Here is a 16,791-nt window from a genome sequence, read left to right as displayed (position 1 = left end):
GCCGCTGCGGCGCTGCGGCGTCAACTGCGCTTGCGCAGTTCGCTCGGCAGGTGCACCGCTTCGGCGCCGGTGCGGTCGCTTTTCACCAGCACTTCCGGATGCTCGGGCGACGCCTTGGCGACGTGCCTTTTTCACGCGCGTCGTCGAGGTGACGACCTTCTTGATGGTTCCTTTGACGGTGCCTTGCGAGGCGTCCCATTCCACTTTCGTCCCCTTGCGCAGGGCCGGCTTGCGCGCCGATGCTGCCACGTCTCTCTCCTCGTCTTCACCGGCTCACGCTCGTGCCCGCACCGCCGAGGCCCTCAAACCTCGGGAACCTGAGAACGGCGCATCCGGGTCGAACGATCCGTTGTGATCGCCCGCTCGCTCGTGACCCGTGCCGCCGACTCGCTCGCCGAACGCTACGGCGGCGCGCTGCCGCCCGGCGATGCCCGCGCGCTCGCGGCCGCCGCCGATGCCGCGGTGATCGCCGTCGACGGACCGCTCGCCGGCGACGTGCGCGCGGCGCTGCGCGGCGCCGGCGCCGTGGTGTGCGACGCCGGCCGTGAAATGTTGGTCGGCGCGAGCGTCGCGCAGTTGGATGCTGCGCGCGCCGCCGTGCCGCACGCCGGTGCGACGATCGACGTGCTGCGCGCTGCGCTGCGGCGCAGCGCGCAGAAGCCGTCGCCGCTGCGCCTCCGCGCGCGCACGCTCGATGTCGCCGACGAAGCGCGCGTGATGGGGATCGTCAACGTCACGCCGGATTCGTTCTACGAGCGCGTGAGCGGCGTCGACGCCGCCGTCGCGAAAACGCGCGCGATGTCGGCCGCGGGGGCGTCGCTCGTCGACGTCGGCGGACAGTCCTACGCGCATTGGAACCCGCGTATCGCCGCCGCCGAAGAGCGCGACCGCGTCGTCCCCGCGGTCCAGGCGATCGTCGACGCCGGGATCGACGTCGCGATCTCGATCGACACGTTCAAGGCGAGCGTCGCCGACGCCGCGCTCGCCGCCGGCGCGCACCTGATCAACGACTGCAGCGGCCTCTCCGATCCCGACCTCGCGGGCGTCGTCGCGACGCACGGCGCCGGCCTGGTGGTCATGCACCTCAAAGGCGAGCTCAACAAACGCGATCCGCAGGCGTACGTCTACGAAGACGCGCTCGCCGAGATCGTCGCGTTTCTGCACGAACGCACCGAACGCGCGATTGCCGCCGGCGTCGCGCGCGACGCGATCGCGATCGACCCGGGGCTCGAGTTCGGGAAGGAGCCGCAGACCGATCTCGAGATCCTCGAGCGGTTCGGCGAACTAAGGGCGCTCGGCTTTCCGATACTGTTCGCCAGTTCGCGCAAGAGCTTCATCGGGCGCGTCTTCGATCGGCCGGCGAAGGAACTGCTCGTTCCCTCGCTCGCGACGGCGGCGATTGGGATCAGCGCCGGCGCGCGCATCCTGCGGGTGCACGACGTCGAAGAGACGGTGCAATTGGCCCGGATGATGGCCGCGACCGCGCCCGAACGCCGGCGCGCCCTGGCAATTGCGCCCGCGATGCCCGGCACGCCGGAGGCGGCGGGCAACTTGGAACGCTCGCCGGCGGTCTAAGAGCGAGTATGCCCACGGTTTACGTCGGTCTGGGATCGAATCTCGGCGATCGGCAAAGCACGATCCTCGGCGCGCTGCAGCGCCTTCGTCGCGAGGCGACGGTCGAGGCGGTCTCCTCGTACTACGAGACGGCGCCCGCCGGCGGCGTCGCCGGCCCGGCGTTCCTCAACGTCGCCGCCAAGCTTGCGACGACGCTTGAACCGCTGGCGTTCGAAGCCGTGGTCCGCGGGATCGAAACCGCGATCGGGCGCCAGACGCGCACGCCGCTCGATGCGCGCCCGATCGACATCGACATCCTGCTCATCGACGGGCTCGTCGCCGACTTCGGGCGCTTCGAGGTGCCGCACCCGTATCTCGCCGGGCGCGCGTTCAACCTGATCCCGCTCGCCGAGATCGCGCCCGACGTCGTCGAGCCGCGCAGCGGCGAGACGATCTCGGCGCTCGCGCAAAAGGTCGATAAGCGCTGGGTCCAGCGCAAGGCGCGCGCGGTCCACTTCATCGCCAATCGTCAGGAAGAGGCACCCGACGTGCGCCTCTCGCTCAACCGCGTCGGCGTCTCGTCGGTGAAGCATCTGATCCGGCTCAACGTCGGCGGCGAAGAGCGGCTCTTCCACGGCGACTTCACGATGGTCGCCGACCTCGCGCCCGACAAGGCCGGCGTGCATATGTCGCGCTTCTCCGAATTGCTGGAAGCGGCCACGCTCGACGTGCTTAACCGGCGCGAGAAGCCCTCGCGCGTCGAGCACCTCACCGAGCAGATCGCGCGCGAGATCGTGCGCTCGCAGGGCGCGTTACGCGCCGACGTGCGGCTGCGCGCCGACTTCGGACTCGAGCGCTGGACGCCGGTGAGCGGGAAGCGCACCGAGGAGACGTACACGCTGGTGAGCATCGCGCATGCCGACGCCCACGGTACGCGCCGCATCGTCGGGGTCGAAGCCGAAGGGATGACGGCCTGCCCGTGCGCCCAGTTGATGGTGCGCGAGCACAGCCTGCGCGAGCTGATGGATGCCGGATTCAGCGAAGCCGACGCGACGCGCGCGCTCGACGCGCTGCCAGTCGCGACGCACAACCAGCGCGGACGCGGCGGCGTGTACATCGGCGCCGACGCGGCGTTCGCCGAAGAGATCCGCGCCGAGGATCTCGTCGAGATCGTCGAGTCGTCGATGTCGAGCGAGACGTACGACCTGCTCAAGCGTCCCGACGAGTTCTTCATCGTCAACAAAGCGCATCACAACCCGAAGTTCGTCGAAGACGTCGTGCGCGGGATCCTCGCGCGCGCGCTCGACATGTACGCGGACTTCCCCGACACGACGTACATCGGCGCGAGCCAAGTGAACTACGAGTCGATCCACAAGCACGACGCGTTCGCCGAAGCGTTCGGTCTGTTCGGCGAGTTCCGCCGCGAGCTGCGCGACGGGACGCACATCGACGTCAAGACCGATCTCGCGACCTGGCTCGGCACCCGTCCGTCCCCCGTTGTCGCGCTCTAACGCCCGCGGCTTCGAGGTTTGGGCGTCGCCCGAACCGACGGTCGCGCGGGTCGACGCGAACCGCATCGTCGATCAGCTCGCGCTGACGGGACACGATCGGCGCGACGGCGACGTCGCGCTGCTCGCGTCGCTGCGGATCGACGCGTCGCGCACCCCGGTGCTGTGGGAGCGCGCGGCGCCCGTTGATCCCGCGGAGATCGATCTGCGCTGGGCCGAGCGGCGTCTGAGCCTGCTGCGCGACGCGGGGATCGAACCGATCGTCACGCTGCTGCATCACGGCAGCGGCCCGCGCTACACCGACCTGCTCGACCCGGCGTTCCCGGCGCTCTTCGCCGACTACGCTGAGGCGGTTGCACGGGCGTTTCCGTGGGTCCGCCGGTGGACGCCGATCAACGAGCCTCTCACCACGGCGCGCTTCGCGACGCTCTACGGGGTGTGGTTTCCGAACCTCGCCGACGACCACGCCTTCGGCCGCTCGATGGTCCATCAGACGCTCGCGCAGCAGGAAGCGATGGCGCGCATCCGCGCGATCGTCCCCGGCGCCGAATTCGTCCTCACCGAAGACCTGCAGCGCTTCACCGCCGGCGACGACGGCGTCCGCGACTATGTCGCGTTCCTGCGCGAGCGGATGTTTCTCTCCGCCGAACTCGTTGCCGGCCGCGTCGGCGCCGCGCATCCGCTGAGCGGGTTTCTGCTCGATCGTGGCGGCGTGCTCGCGGCGGAACTCGCGGCGCTCGAATCACGCGCGACGGCGCCGGATCTGGTCGCCTTCAATCACTATCCGCACTCGGAACGCTACGTGTTCACCGCGCCGGACGGCAGCATCGGCGACGTTCCGGCGGTCTACGTCGCGGGTGAAGAGGCGCCGCGCGCGGCGCCCCTATTGTGGGCTGCCGCCGAACGCCTGCGTCTTCCGCTGGCCCTCGGCGAGGTGCACGTGCATGCCCCCGCGCCGGAGCGCGTGCGCTGGCTCGCGCAGCACGTCGACGACGTGCGCGCTTTGCGCGATGCCGGGGTCGATGTCCGCGCGGTCGGCGCGTGGGCGGCGTTCGGGATGACCGACTGGCACTCGCTCCTGCGCGACGACGCAGGCGTCGCCGAGGACGGCGTGTTCACGTTCGCCGGACCGCGCGGCGAGCCGCGGCCGACCGCCGTCGCCGACGCGATCGCCGAACTCGTACGCACCGGCCGGATCACTGCGCCGCGCCGCGCGGGCTGGTGGGAGCGCGACGACCGCGCAATCCCGCCGAGCGAACTGCTGGCGCGTCGCGATCGCGGCGAGCCCGAAGGCGATCATCTGGTCGGCGGGCGTGTGCAGGAAGCCGGGCGGCTCTAGCCCGCGCGGTTGGCGGCGATCATCTCGGCGAACGACGCCGGCTTCTCCGGCAGTCCCTCGAAGAGCATCGCCACGAACGCATCGCGATCAGGGGCCTGAAGCGCGGCATTGAAGCGTCGCTCGAATCCGATTGTCGACGACGGCTTGCCGCTCATCGCGCGTCCGCACGGGCTCCCCGAGATGTGCGCCGGATAGACCTCGACGTGGTCGGGAAGCGCGAGCAGACGCTGGAGAGACGCGTAAAGGCTGCGCCCCGCGTCGTCGCCGCCGAAATCCGGCCGGCCGACGTCGCCGACGAAGAGCGTATCCCCGGTCAACACGAACCACGGCTCCGCGGCGCGCGTTCGGTCGGTGACGAGCAGGCAGACGCTCTCGGGCGTATGGCCCGGCGTGTGCATCGCGCGTATGACGACGTTTCCGAGCGAAATCTCGGTGCCGTCGTCGAGCGGGGCGAAGGGATAGGCGAGCGCGGCCGAGCGGTGCTGATAGAGCGTCGCGCCCGTGCGATCGGCGAGCGCGCGAGCGCCGGAGCGGTGATCGGCGTGCACGTGCGTCGCGAAGACCGCTTCGATCTTCATCGCGTGGGAGGCGGCGAGTTCTTCATAGTGAGCGACCTCGAACTGAGGATCGACGACCGCTGCGCGGCCCTGGCCGCCTCAACCGAAGACGTACGAAGCGCAGCCGGTTGCTGCGCGTAGAATCTGACGAAAAATCACGGCGATGCTCCCGGAACGAGGCGGATCAGGCGGAGGGGCACGTTTCGCGCATGCGCATGGCGACGATCGCGCCCGACAGGAACGTGATCGTCGCGACGATGGCGATCGCGGCGTTGTGACCGAGCGTCTGGGCGACGGCGCCTGCGAGCAGCGCGCCGAAGGCGTAGCCGGAGTCGCGCCAGAGCCGGTAGACGCCGACCGACGACGCGCGCACGAGCGGGTCGACGACGTCGCCGATCGCGGCCAGCAGCGTAGGATACACCATCGCCGTGCCGACGCCGAGCAGTACGGCAGCCGCGAACCATGCGGCGAAGTTCGCGGGCGTGAGAAAGAGGGCGATCGCCACGGCTTGGCTCCACATCCCCCCGACGATCATCCCTTTGCGTCCCATGCGATCGGAGAGCGCACCCGTTGCCAACTGACACAACCCCCATGTCGCCGGATAGACGGCGGCAAGCAGAGCGATGCGTTCGAGCGCGAGCCCGGCCGCGGCGAAGTGCAGCGGGAGCAGCCCCCACGCAAGACCGTCGTTGAGGTTGTTGACGAGCCCGGCCTGGCTGATCGCCGAAAGCGTGCGATCGCGCCACGAGACGCGTGCAAACAGCGCGCCGAACGACGGCCGGGCATCGCAGGCGTCGCGCTGCGCCGCCTCGACGCGCGCGTGACCGTGCGTCTCGCGCACGAAGCAGACCGAGATCAGGAGCGCCGCGGCGATCGAAACGATCCCGAGCGCGAACGGCCACGGCCGCAACCCGTACGCGGCGGCGATAATGCCCGAGGCGTACGCTGCAACGCCGACGGCGAGATAGCCCGCGAATTCATTGAGTCCCATCGCCAGCCCGCGCCGGCGCGGGCCGACGAGGTCGATCTTCATCACGACCGTCATCGACCAGCACAGGCCCTGGTTGATCCCGAGAAGCACGTTTGCGAAGACGATTCCGTTCCACGACGGCGCGAACATGAGGAGAAACGGCACCGGGATTGCGATCAGCCAGCCCGCGACGAGCAGCGGTTTGCGGCCGACGCGGTCGGCCGCATGACCGGCGTAGAGGTTTGCGAGGGCTTTGGTGATGCCGAACGTGACGATAAACGAGAGCACCGCAGTCTCCGAGGTAAGTCCGAAGAGGCGCGTTCCAACGAGCGGCAGCACGTCGCGCTCCATCCCGACCATCGCTCCCACGAACGCGTTCACCACGACGAGCAGCCAGAATTGCCGCGCGTTCGCGGCCAGCCCGAGCCGCACGCCGTCAGCCGGCACGCTGGACCTCACCGCCGGCGGCGACCCATTCCGCAGGTCCGAGTGCAAGGCGAGTAGCGTCGAAGCCGCGTTCGCGCAGCAGCAGGACCGCGTCGTCGGCGAAGACGCAGTACGGACCGCGGCAATAGACGACGTACCGCCTTGAACGCGTCAACCCGATCGTTCCCGATCGCAAGGCATCGAGCGGTGCGCTGATCGCCCCGGGCAGGTGCGCGGCCTCGTATTCTTCGCGCGGACGCGCATCGAGGAGGATCGTTCGCGGGTCGTCGAGGGCGCCGCACGCCTCGCCGTACGTCGGGATGCACGGCTCGCGCGAACCCAGATACGCGCGCTCCGCGTCGGCGACGCGCGCGTCGATCGACGAGGCGATCGCGCGGATCTCGGCGAGCAGTCGGAAGACCGGCGGTCCCGCCGCGCGATAGAAGGCATACGTGCCGCGCCGTTCGACCGCAACCAGCCCGCAGCGCGCCAGGACCTGCAGATGCTGGGAGGCGTTGGCGATCGTGATCCCTGCCTCGGCCGCGACGTCGGCGACGGCGCGCGGCCGCTGGGAGAGCAAATCGAGGAGTTCGAGACGATGACGGTTGGCGAGCGCCGCCGGGACGCGCGCCGCTGCGGCGTACACCGCGTCCTTGAACTGCCGTTTGCGCCGCGCTTCGGCCGCTCGTGCCATATTCAAGAGATTTCGCGAATATGCGTCGGTGCCCTTCGGCGCCCCGGGATTCGCATCGGGTGCGCCGTACCCAACGGATCGTGCACGATCCGGAACCCTTTCCGTACTTCCCCGGCGGCGCGCGCCGGTGACGCCGCGCGCGTTCGTTGCGGGCTTGCATCTGCGGTGGGACGGCGTGTGGCAGCGGCCGCATCATCTGCTCTCGCGGATCGCACGGCGCGTCCCCGTCGTCGTCGTCGAGGAACCGTTCGCGGCGCACGAAGACCGCGACGAGATCCTGCGCGACGGTGGCGTGACCGTCGTGCGTCCGCGGCGCCGGCGGGGCTGGTCGCCGCCGCTGGTCGACGACGACGCGATCGCGACGGCGCGCGCCGTCGCCGGCGCCGGGACGGCCGGGGTGTGGCTCTACACGCCGATGATGCGCGCGCTCGCCGATGCGTTCGACGCCGCGCCGCTCGTCTACGACGTGATGGACGAACTCGCGCAGTTCGACTTCGCGCCGGCCGGGATGGCCGAGCACGACCGTGATGTCCTCGCGCGCGCCGATCTGGTCTTCTGCGGCGGACGTTCGCTTTACGCGAAGCGCGCTGCACTGGGCGCGAAGGCGCGCTGCGAGCCGAGCGGCGTCGAATTCGAGCGCTTCAGCGCCGACGTCGCGCCGCATCCGCTCGCGGCGGGGCTGCGAGGACCGGTCTTCGGCTACGTCGGCGTGATCGACGAACGCATCGACGTCGCGCTAATCGATGCGCTCGCCGAGGCGTTCCCCGACGGGCACGTGCTGCTCGTCGGTCCGGTCGTGAAGCTCGATCCGGCGCGCCTGCCGCGCCGGCCCAACGTCCATCTCACCGGCGGGGTCGCGTACGACGGTCTGCCCTCGTGGCTCGCCGGCTTCGACGTCGCACTGATGCCGTTCGCGCGCAACCGCGCCACCGAGTTCATCTCGCCGACGAAGACGCTCGAATACTTCGCCGCGCGCACGCCGGTGGTGTCGACGGCGATCGCCGACGTCGCCGCGGAGTTTGCGGACGCGGTCTTCCTGGCGGACGACGCGCTGGGGTTCGTGGCGGCGGCGCGTGCGGCGCTTCGCGGCGACGGCGAGCGCGTCGCGCGCGGGGTCGCGCACGCGCAGGCGCGCACGTGGAACGCGATCGAAGCGCGGATGTGGGATGCGATCGAAGCGCTCTGACGATCCGCTCGACGTCGCGCGCACGTTCCGCTTCCTGCGCGGGCTCAAGCGGAACAACGACCGCACCTGGTTTCACGCCCACCGCGCCGACTGGCACGGCCACGTCCGTCACGCCTGGGAAGACCTCGTGACGATGCTGGTGCTCGCCGGCGCGCGCTCCGACGACCGGCTTGCGCACGTCGATCCGCGCGCGTGCCTGTTCCGGCTCGCGAACGACACGCGCTTTCATACCGGCCGCGATCCGTACAAGACGTGGCTCTCGGCGTGGCTCTCGCCGGGCGGGAAGAACGGCGCGTACGCGGGCTACTATCTGCACGTCGCGCCGGGAAGGGTCCACTTCAGCGCGGGGATCTACGTCCCCGAGAAGCCGGCGCTGCACGCGCTGCGCTCGACGTTCGCCGAGGACGGTGCGGACGCGCGCGCGTTCGACCGCATCCTGCGCAGCGCGGCGATCCGTCCGTACCTTCCGCTCGACACGGAACCGCTGCGGATCACCCCGCGCGGCTTCCCCAAGACGCACCCGCGCCTGCCGCTGATCCGCGCGCGCAACTACCTCCTGCGCCGCGACGTCACCGACGCCGAGTTCACCGAGCGCGGAGCCCGCGCCGTCTTCCACGACGCGATGCGCGCGACCGCGCCGTTCGTCCGCTGGCTCGACACCCACGCTCGCGCTGAAGAACGCACGGCCGCCGACCGGGACGACGAATTCGAATAGGGCGTGACGACGGGCTCAGCGTGACAGGGCGCGGATGCGTGAGGCGAGGGAGGGGTGCGAGGCGAAGAGGAGTTCGGCCCAGCGCGGCGGTTCGAGTTCGGCGAGGTTCTGTTCGGCGAGGCGGCGGAACGCGCGGATCCCCGCGTCGTAGTCGCCCGTGGCGGCGAGCGCGAAGCGGTCCGCGCGCGCTTCCATCCCGCGCGATGTCGCGTTCGCGAGCGGTCCGAATGCGAACTGCAGCAGCGCCGCATAAAACGCGAGCCGCGCTCCCTGCGCCGGCCCGTCGAGGCCGCGGCCGGTCGTGCGGCGCAGCAGGGCGTTCGCGCCCAGGATCGTGACGGCGACCGCGCCCGTTGAGAGCGCGATCCCCAGCCACGGATCGCGGCGCACGTAGTGACCGAGTTCGTGCGCGACGACGAAGAGCGTCTCGTCGTCGGCGAACGCATCGATCAGCGTGTCGCCCAGCGCGATGCGCTCGGTGCCGAGCACGCCGGTAACGAAGGCGTTGGCTTTCTTCGTCTGACGGCTCATGTCGAAACGCAGGATCGACGCGTTGCCGACGCCGTAGCGGTCGGCGAGCGCGCGGATCGCCGTTTCGAGTTCGCCGGTGACCGGTTCGTAGCGGTTGAAAAGCGGCATCACGAACGTCGGCACGATGACGGTCGCGACCGCGAGCAGCGGCGGCGTCGCGGCGATCGTCAGCCACGGCCAACTGCGCGGCGCGCGTACGACGAGCGCGTCGAAGAGCGCGACGAGCACCGCGGTGACCCCTGCGCCGAGCGCCGTCGCCTTGATGCGATCGGCAAACCAGGCGCGTGCCGTCTGATCGGAGTTGCCGTAGATCCGCTCGATCACGAAGCCGTCGACGTACTCGACCGCGAGACCGTGCACGGCGTCGATCGCCGCCACCGTCAGCGCGAACGCGGGTGCGCGCAGCGGCCGCGGTAACGGCTGCAGCGCGCGGTCGAGCGGATCGCCGATCGCGAACGCGGTGACGGCGAGCCCGGCGGCTTCGCGGCCGATCGCGGCCAGCGAGAGCGCGCGGCGGACGCGCCCGTACCGTTGCGGGTCGCGCTCGGGAAGCAGCGGATAGGGCGTACGCTGATCCCGCAGCGCCTGCACCGCGCGCACCGCCGTGTAGCCGAAACCGAGCCCCGCGGCAGCGCCCAGGAGGCCGAGCCGCACGGTCTTCGCCGTCATCGCGTCGTCGTCGGAGGGGTCATGACCGGCTACCTGTACCCGTTCGCGCGCCGCCGCGCCTGTCGTGCGGCGTCACGCTTGCAGGGACGGCAGCGCGATCAGTAGCGGACGCGCACGCGATAGGTGAGGGTCGCGGCGCCGCCCGCCGGGACGCGAATCGCCCACGACGCCGTCGACGACGACGACTTCTTGTACGGCGCGGACGATTCGAGAATCGTCCATTCGCCGCCGATCGGCTCGACGACGAGGACCGTTTCGGGGGCGGTCTTCGCGTTGCGCAGGACGATCTCGTAGGCGCTCTCGTACGTCCCCGCGGGCTCGAGCACTCGCCACTCGGTCTGCTTTTTGCGCGCCGTCACGTCGAAGGCGTCGCCGAGGTGGAGGCGGATCGTCTCGCCTTTGGGCGTGTGCTCGATCGTATCGCTCCCGACGAACTGCGCGGTGCCGGAGAGGTCGCGCTTGTAGACCCGCACCGCGCCTTGCGGAAGCGGGACGGCGAGGCCGGCACCGTTGTTGACGAACGAGACATACGTCCCGACCGGAAGCCGCGCCCCCAGGTCCGGCGCCTGCGACCGATAGTAATAGGGCGCGCCTCGCAGTTCCAGCGTTTTCGTGACGGCGACGGCGGGCGCCGTCAGCAGTTCGACCTGTTTCGTTTGATTGTCGGCGACGGTCGTCTTGCGCGGCAGCGTGTAGAGGTGGTACTCGAAGAGGCTCTGTTCCGACGGGCGCGCGGCGGCGTTGCCGATGACGGCGAGATTCTTCGGGGCGCTCTGCAGTTCCGAACGCACGACGTTGACGTTCCCGGCGACGAGCTGGACGTTGGCGCCCGTGTAGGTCGTGCCGCTGGTGTTGCGCAAGGTGATGAGCCCGCGCAGATCGAGCGCGGTGTCGTTCGCGTTGAGCAGTGCGGTGTAGTCGGCTTTCCAGGTCAGTCCGCCGGTGAGATAGGTCAATTCGACGTCCTGCGTCCCGTCGCGCGCGTTCTCGACCTCGCTCACCAGCGTCGGCCGGTCGCGCAGGTCGGCGGGGAGCGACGGAAACGCGAGGTGTCCGTCGATCGAGGTCTCGATGCGGTCGGGGTAGCGCAGGACGACGCCGTCGTTCGTCGCGAGGACGCGCGCGCGTTCGGTGCGCCGCGCGCCGGCCCGCGGATCGACGTGCACGACGTCGACGTCGCGCCCGACGTACTTCTGCAGCAGCTTCTGCGGCGAGAGCAGATCGAAGTCGAAGTTCTGCTCGATCACGCTGAGCCGTTCCGGTGATCCGAGGGTCTGCAGGAGCGCCGTCTCCGGCTGAATCTGCGCGCTCACGTCGCGCAGCGCGAGCCGCGATTCGCCTTTCGGGAGATCGAGCCGGCGCCGGTCGCGCACCAGCGCGAGATCGGTGTTGTAGATGGTGAGCCCCACGCCGCGCTGATCGGCGAGGGTGCTGACGTGTTCGCCGGGTTCGGCGCCGGCGCTCGCGGCGAGCGCGGCGGCGAGCGAAAGCGCGAGGCTGAGAGCGCTACGCATGCGAGAATCTCCTTCGTCGTGACGACGTTCGCGGTGACCGGCGGCCCTGCTGTTCCCTGGATAGGTCGAGCAGAGTCCGTCATCGGTTCAACGGAACGATCGTCGCCGGCGGTCGCAGCGATCTCGTCGGCCGGGCGGCCTACCCGTGGTAACTACGCGCGCGTCAGCAGGTCGCGCACCGCATCGGCGATCTGCGCGGGGGAGTCCTCCTGAACGTAGTGGATGCCCTTGACCGTGACTTCCTTGGTGTTGGGAAACCTGCGCGCAGCGGCCCGAGCGGACTCCGAGATCGTGCCCGGAACGACGTTGATGAACGTCTTCGGAATCGTCGCCGCCGAAAGATAGCGCTTACTGTTTGCGACGATCGCCGCCACGTCGGCCGGCTGCCCCTCAACGGGGATCTCGCGTGGGAAGATCAGCGTCGGCCAGCGCGACGCGCGCGTGCGGAAGGGAGCTCGATAGTGTTCGAGCTCGTCCGGGCCTAGCTTGCGCAGGACGGCGTGCGGAAGCACCTGCTCGACGAAGAAGTCGTGGTCGAGGACGAGTTCCTCGCCCTTCGGCGAGCGCAACGTCCGAAACGTCTGTTCGAACGGACCGAATTCCGCCCACGTGCGATCCTGGATGATCGCCTCCATGTGCGCGATCGCGCGGACTTGATCGGGAAACCGCGCGGCGCGGTGAAACCCCAGCGCCGAACCCCAGTCATGCAGCACGAGCGTGACGTTCTTCGTCGCCCCGACTGCATCGAACCACGCGTCCAGATACCGCGCGTGATCGACGACCTGGTACCGGCGTTGCGGCGAGGGACTCGATTGCCCCATCCCGACGAGATCGGGCGCGAGCAGCCGGCCCGTCCCGTGCAAGCCGCTGATGACGTTGCGCCACAGATACGACCACGTCGGGTTCCCGTGCAACAGCACGATCGGATCGCCGCTGCCGACCTCGACGTAACTCATAGAAGCGTCGAGGACCGTGACGCGTTTGCGCGGATGCGGATCGACGGGGCTGATCGTTTTCGAGGGGGCGGCTTCGGCGTGGAACGGCCGCACCGCCGCGACGGCGGCGGTACTCGCCGCGATCAGGCGCGCGGCGGTGCGACGGGTCATCGTATCGTGCATGTCGGCACGGTACCATCCCGCCGTGTCGAAAGAGTGGACGAATCCGGATGGTTTCGCGTTCAGTGTCGTGCGACGTCGCCTCGGACGACCGTCGCCGGCGACGCGTGACCGAAGAGGAAGCGTCCGATCGCGTCCCAGTGATGCGCGATCGCATCGGGCGGAAGCGTCGGCGAGGCCCGCCAGCGCAGCGGCGTCGTGCCGTGTGCGAGCGCAAAGCGCCGATGAAGATAGTGAGGATCGACGGCGAGCTCGCGCGCCGCCGCTGCCACCGTCGGCGCCGTCGCCAGCACGTCCCGCGAGCTCGCCATCGCCAGCGCGTCGCGCCAACGCGCGAAGCCGTTGCCGGTCCAGCGATGCATCAACGCGGTGAGACCGTCGGTCGTATACCCCAACCCGTGCGCGATGCGCGACAGCCGTGCCGTCCACGGGTCGTGCGCGATCGTGCGGATTGCGCGTGCGAGGACGGTCTCGTGCGTCGATCGGCGGATGGCGCGATCGTGCGGCGCGTACTGCAGGCGTGCCAGAACGCGCGAATCGTCGAGCTCGAACAAGCTGCGCGGCAGTTCGCTCGCGCGGATCACGGCGCCCGTTTCGATCAGTACGGGCAGCGCGAGTGTTTCCGTGCGATGCGGCCCGTAGAAACCGTGCACGACGTCGCCGGCCGGCATCACCAGCACGTCGCCGGCTTTGATCGCGATCCGACCCAGCGGCGTCTGCACGAACCCGTCGCCGCGCTCGACGCGCACCACCGACGTGAAGCCTTGCATGCGCGATCCGATCAAGCGTTCGACGGCCGTGGGGGTGCCGTACCCTTCCACAGTCGCGCGGCGACGCTCACCGTCTCCGTGTCCGAGCTGGACGTACAGCCGCGCGCCGCGTCCGGAAAAGTCCACTCCTTACGCTCCTTGCCGTGGCAGCATAGGAGCGATGACTACGCTTTGCGGATCGGCATCCCTGGCGTGCGCGCGCTCGTAGCCGACGAGTACGGTGACGTCGAGGCCCTGCGTTTCGACGACGTCGCTGGTCGATCTGGTCGCCGCCGGCGACGCGCTCCGCGCGAGTGCCGCCGTCGTGCGGCCCGGGGGATGTTGATCTCCACATTCTTCGGCCCGCCCGACGCCGGTCATTCGGTCTCCGTGCGCTATATCCGCATGGAACAGGCGATGACGACGACGGCGCAAGTGTACGAGCTGATTGCGCGCGGGGAGCTTCGTATTCCGATCGCCGCGTCGTTCGACTTCGCCGAAGCCTCCGCTTCGTTGCGGCAGCTGTCCGCGGGAACCTCGTCGGAAGATCGTCGTCACGATCCCCAGCGGCTGAGAGAGTAAGAGCGCGGCGCGCGCGAGAACTGCCTTCGTTGTGTCGACGTTCGCAGTAACCGGCGGCCCCTGCGCGACCTATGATCCGTCGAGCGGAGCGTGGCTGCGGTTCGACGGCTTCGTCGTTTCGGACGGCCGCATCGCCTCGCTCGATCTGCGAGAGGCGGGCCGCGATATCCCGGTCGTCGACCTCGACGGGCGCGCGCTCTACCCGGCGTTCGCCGACTGTCACGTGCACCTGACGGACACCGGCCTGTTTCTCGGACCGTACGATTTCAGCGCCGTACGCGACGCGGCGTCGTATGCGCGGCAGATCGCCGCGCTGCCGCGCGGCGCCTTCGTGGTCGGCGGCAATTACGACGAGTCGCACTGGGACGACGGCGGGAGCGCGAGCGCGGCCCCGATCGACGCCCATCACCCCGACGCGATTGCGATGCTCGCGCGCGTCGACGGGCATTCCTGCGTCCTCAACCGCAAGGCGCTCGCGTTCGCCGATCTCCCGCCGGAGCTCCCGGGAATCGAGCGTGACGTCGATGGCACGCCGACGGGGCGGCTCTTCCTCGAGGCCAACTGGCGCGCGCAGTCCGCGATCCTCGGCGCGCTGCCGGCCGAGGCGAAGCGCGCCGCCGATCGCCGTGCAACGCAGACCGCGCTGCGCGAGGGGGCGCTCCACCTGCACGTTCAGCTCGTCGGCCTGGGCTCGCACGATGCCTACCGTGCCGAGATCGCGGCGCTGCGCGACGCCGGCGCCGCCAAGTGGCATCCGAAAATCTGCGAACGCGAACCGGCGTTCGCGCGCGACCTCGGCCTCCCGTACGTCGGCGGCGACGTCTTCCTCGACGGCAGCATCGGGAGCGGAACCGCGGCGGTGAGCGAGCCGTATCACGATCGTGACGGCTGCGGACACTTGATGCACGGCGACGACGAGGTCGAGCGCTACTTCGCGGACGCGGAAGCGCTGGGGATCAGCGCCGGCGTGCACGCGATCGGCGACCGCGCGATCGAGCAGTGCATCGCGGCGTGGGAGCGCGTCCTGGGCGGCCGTCCGTCGCCCCGCAACCGCCACTTCATCGAGCACTTCGAGATCGCGACGCCGGCGCAGATCGCGCGCTGCGCGCACCTCGGGATATTCCTCTCGATGCAGCCGCAGTTCGATGCGTATTGGGGCTTTCCGGGCGGGATGTACGACGTGCGCCTCGGCGCGCCGCGCGCGCGGACGATGAACGCGCTCGCGTCGGCGAAGCGGGCCGGCGCGACGCTGGTCGGGGGAGACGATAGCCCGGTCTGCCGCCTCTCGCCGCTCGACGGGATGCGCGCCGCGTGCGCGCACCACAACGCGGACGAACGGCTCGACGTCGAGGACGCGCTGCTCATGTACACCTACGATGCGGCGCGCTTCGGACATGCCGAAGCGAGGACGGGGCGTCTCGCGCCGGGGCTGGCCGCGGACTTCGTCGTCCTCGACGGCGACCCGATCGCGCAGCGCACGTTTGAAGGCGTACGGGTCGCGCAGACGTGGAGCGACGGCACGTGCGTCGCGGAGCTCAGATGATCGAGATTGTTTCCGCCTGCTTCGGACGCGCCGCCATCGCACGCTGGAGCTGCTGGGCGAGCACGTCGACGATCGGATCGTCGATCTCTTCGATGCGCCCGGCGTCGGCAAGCGCGACGAGGTTCGGATCGATCGGCATCCGCGCGAAGAGCGGCGCGCCGGCCAAGTCGGCGACCTGATCGGCGTACGACGGACCGAAGACGTCGTAGCGCTTCCCCGTGTCGGGCGCGACGAAGTACGACATGTTCTCGACGACGCCGACGATCGGTTTCTTCAACTGATGCACGAGGTTCGCGGCTTTGCGCACGATCATCGTCGCCAGACGCTGCGGCATCGTGACCAGCACGATCCCGTCGACCGCGAGCGACTGCAGCACCGTGAGCGGCGCGTCGGAGGTGCCCGGCGGCAGGTCGATGAGCAGGTAGTCGAGGTCGCTCCAGAGGGCCTGCTCGTAGAACTGGCGGATGACGCCGGAGAGGATCGGCCCGCGCCAGATCATCGCGGTGTCCTCCTGATCGGTGAGCAGGTTGGAGCTGACGATCTCGATGGCCGAGCGCGAGGTTGCCGGCACCATGAGCGGTTTGGGCTGCTGGCCCGCCGGCGTCGCGGGGTCGGGCTCGAGGCCGAGCGGCGTGCGCAAACCGAACAGGCGCGGGATCGACGGACCGGTGATGTCGGCATCGAGGATCCCGACCTTCATCCCGGCCCGGCGCAGACCGACCGCGAACAGCCCGGTCGTCAGCGACTTTCCGACGCCGCCCTTCCCGGACATCACCGGGACGACGTAGCGGAAGCGTGCCCGCCGGTTGAACTCGCCCGGCGCGCGGCGCTGCGGCGTCCGGTCTTCGTTCATGATGGTCGGAACGCGCCCGGAGAGCCGGGCCTGCACCAGCGCGGCGACGATCGGCTCGACCCGCAGGCCGTGAGCCGCGGCGCCCTGGCCGATCGTCTCGTACTTATTGACGCCGCAACCGGCGCAGTGCAGGCCGAACTCGGTGAGCACCTCCTCCGCGATCGGGAGGGAGGCCACGAGCTCGCGGATGTTGGTCGCGGGGACGATCTCGATGGTGGTCGACATGAAGCGGGAGCTACAACCTTTGCCGTGGATACTAACCTACGATGACCTCAGGGGGAGTTCG

At 69.8% G+C, this 16,791-nt stretch carries 15 protein-coding genes and 1 pseudogene; 7 read left to right on the top strand and 9 right to left on the bottom strand.

The features are described from left to right. Positions 1 to 20 precede the first annotated feature (20 nt). On the bottom strand, positions 21 to 86 hold the full coding sequence (locus WPS_RS18250) for a hypothetical protein (RefSeq protein ID WP_405054960.1): 66 nt from the start codon (positions 84 to 86) through the stop codon (positions 21 to 23). Positions 87 to 351: 265 nt separating this feature from the next. Between WPS_RS18250 and folP the strand changes: the two genes are divergently transcribed. The 3 genes from folP to WPS_RS13320 are packed head-to-tail and all read left to right on the top strand — an operon-like array spanning position 352 to position 4,401. Further along, positions 352 to 1,575, top strand: coding sequence for a dihydropteroate synthase (gene folP / locus WPS_RS13330; protein ID WP_317994968.1), 1,224 nt, complete (start codon positions 352 to 354; stop codon positions 1,573 to 1,575). 8 nt (positions 1,576 to 1,583) lie between these two features. Then, complete coding sequence (gene mptA, locus WPS_RS13325; protein ID WP_317994967.1) at positions 1,584 to 3,065, top strand: GTP cyclohydrolase MptA; 1,482 nt, start codon at positions 1,584 to 1,586, stop codon at positions 3,063 to 3,065. Beyond that, entirely contained in the window at positions 3,052 to 4,401 is a 1,350-nt protein-coding gene (locus WPS_RS13320; RefSeq protein WP_317994966.1) for a family 1 glycosylhydrolase, read from the top strand. The genes mptA and WPS_RS13320 overlap by 14 nt, the downstream gene beginning before the upstream one ends. Here WPS_RS13320 and WPS_RS13315 read toward each other — a convergent pair. The 3 genes and pseudogenes from WPS_RS13315 to WPS_RS13305 all read right to left on the bottom strand — a co-directional run. Next, positions 4,398 to 5,042 (bottom strand): annotated as a pseudogene (locus tag WPS_RS13315) (MBL fold metallo-hydrolase); the annotation flags it as partial. The gene WPS_RS13320 and the pseudogene WPS_RS13315 sit on opposite strands and share 4 nt — an antisense overlap. 100 nt (positions 5,043 to 5,142) lie before the next feature. After that, positions 5,143 to 6,375 (bottom strand): MFS transporter, encoded by a 1,233-nt coding sequence (locus WPS_RS13310; RefSeq protein ID WP_317994965.1) that lies wholly within the window; start codon positions 6,373 to 6,375, stop codon positions 5,143 to 5,145. Beyond that, positions 6,365 to 7,048, bottom strand: coding sequence for an ArsR/SmtB family transcription factor (locus WPS_RS13305; RefSeq protein ID WP_317994964.1), 684 nt, complete (start codon positions 7,046 to 7,048; stop codon positions 6,365 to 6,367). The genes WPS_RS13310 and WPS_RS13305 overlap by 11 nt, the downstream gene beginning before the upstream one ends. Before the next feature lie 154 nt (positions 7,049 to 7,202). Here WPS_RS13305 and WPS_RS13300 point away from each other — a divergent pair, with 154 nt between their 5' ends. Then, on the top strand, positions 7,203 to 8,234 hold the full coding sequence (locus tag WPS_RS13300) for a glycosyltransferase (protein WP_317994963.1): 1,032 nt from the start codon (positions 7,203 to 7,205) through the stop codon (positions 8,232 to 8,234). Next, on the top strand, positions 8,215 to 8,949 hold the full coding sequence (locus tag WPS_RS13295) for a DUF2461 domain-containing protein (protein ID WP_317994962.1): 735 nt from the start codon (positions 8,215 to 8,217) through the stop codon (positions 8,947 to 8,949). Before WPS_RS13300 ends, WPS_RS13295 begins: the two co-directional genes overlap by 20 nt. Positions 8,950 to 8,964: 15 nt before the next feature. On the opposite strand, the gene WPS_RS13290 is transcribed toward WPS_RS13295, so the two are convergent. The 4 genes from WPS_RS13290 to WPS_RS13275 all read right to left on the bottom strand — a co-directional run bounded on the left by WPS_RS13290 (position 8,965) and on the right by WPS_RS13275 (position 13,674). Next, positions 8,965 to 10,149, bottom strand: coding sequence for a M48 family metallopeptidase (locus WPS_RS13290; protein ID WP_317994961.1), 1,185 nt, complete (start codon positions 10,147 to 10,149; stop codon positions 8,965 to 8,967). Between the two features lie 98 nt (positions 10,150 to 10,247). Further along, on the bottom strand, positions 10,248 to 11,663 hold the full coding sequence (locus WPS_RS13285) for a DUF4139 domain-containing protein (protein ID WP_317994960.1): 1,416 nt from the start codon (positions 11,661 to 11,663) through the stop codon (positions 10,248 to 10,250). A 152-nt stretch (positions 11,664 to 11,815) separates the two neighbouring features. Then, on the bottom strand, positions 11,816 to 12,769 hold the full coding sequence (locus WPS_RS13280; RefSeq protein ID WP_317994959.1) for a haloalkane dehalogenase: 954 nt from the start codon (positions 12,767 to 12,769) through the stop codon (positions 11,816 to 11,818). A 71-nt stretch (positions 12,770 to 12,840) separates the two neighbouring features. Further along, positions 12,841 to 13,674 carry a hypothetical protein gene (locus WPS_RS13275; protein ID WP_317994958.1) on the bottom strand — a complete coding sequence of 278 codons (834 nt, stop codon included), beginning with the start codon at positions 13,672 to 13,674 and terminating at the stop codon, positions 12,841 to 12,843. 45 nt (positions 13,675 to 13,719) lie between these two features. On the opposite strand from WPS_RS13275, the gene WPS_RS13270 reads away from it, so the two are divergent. Further along, positions 13,720 to 14,109 carry a hypothetical protein gene (locus WPS_RS13270; protein WP_317994957.1) on the top strand — a complete coding sequence of 130 codons (390 nt, stop codon included), beginning with the start codon at positions 13,720 to 13,722 and terminating at the stop codon, positions 14,107 to 14,109. A 31-nt stretch (positions 14,110 to 14,140) separates the two neighbouring features. After that, on the top strand, positions 14,141 to 15,652 hold the full coding sequence (locus WPS_RS13265) for an amidohydrolase (RefSeq protein WP_317994956.1): 1,512 nt from the start codon (positions 14,141 to 14,143) through the stop codon (positions 15,650 to 15,652). Here WPS_RS13265 and WPS_RS13260 read toward each other — a convergent pair. Beyond that, positions 15,645 to 16,730: a P-loop NTPase gene (locus WPS_RS13260; protein ID WP_317994955.1), complete on the bottom strand. Its 1,086-nt coding sequence runs from the start codon at positions 16,728 to 16,730 to the stop codon at positions 15,645 to 15,647. The genes WPS_RS13265 and WPS_RS13260 overlap by 8 nt on opposite strands. Between the last annotated feature and the right edge of the window lie 61 nt (positions 16,731 to 16,791).

This window comes from Vulcanimicrobium alpinum, from assembly GCF_027923555.1.
Classification (GTDB): Bacteria; Vulcanimicrobiota; Vulcanimicrobiia; order Vulcanimicrobiales; family Vulcanimicrobiaceae; genus Vulcanimicrobium; species Vulcanimicrobium alpinum.
Note: the sequence above shows the minus strand (reverse complement) of the source record. Positions and strands in the feature narration are given on the sequence as shown.

What these genes read in the sequence shown, in the direction of transcription:
- mptA (WP_317994967.1), top strand. Translation starts at nt 1,584, where the DNA reads ATGCCCACGGTTTACGTCGGTCTGGGATCGAATCTCGGCGATCGGCAA.
- WPS_RS13280 (WP_317994959.1), bottom strand. Translation starts at nt 12,769, where the DNA reads ATGACCCGTCGCACCGCCGCGCGCCTGATCGCGGCGAGTACCGCCGCC.
- WPS_RS13295 (WP_317994962.1), top strand. Translation starts at nt 8,215, where the DNA reads ATGCGATCGAAGCGCTCTGACGATCCGCTCGACGTCGCGCGCACGTTC.
- WPS_RS13285 (WP_317994960.1), bottom strand. Translation starts at nt 11,663, where the DNA reads ATGCGTAGCGCTCTCAGCCTCGCGCTTTCGCTCGCCGCCGCGCTCGCC.
- WPS_RS13260 (WP_317994955.1), bottom strand. Translation starts at nt 16,730, where the DNA reads ATGTCGACCACCATCGAGATCGTCCCCGCGACCAACATCCGCGAGCTC.
- WPS_RS13305 (WP_317994964.1), bottom strand. Translation starts at nt 7,048, where the DNA reads ATGGCACGAGCGGCCGAAGCGCGGCGCAAACGGCAGTTCAAGGACGCG.
- WPS_RS13290 (WP_317994961.1), bottom strand. Translation starts at nt 10,149, where the DNA reads ATGACGGCGAAGACCGTGCGGCTCGGCCTCCTGGGCGCTGCCGCGGGG.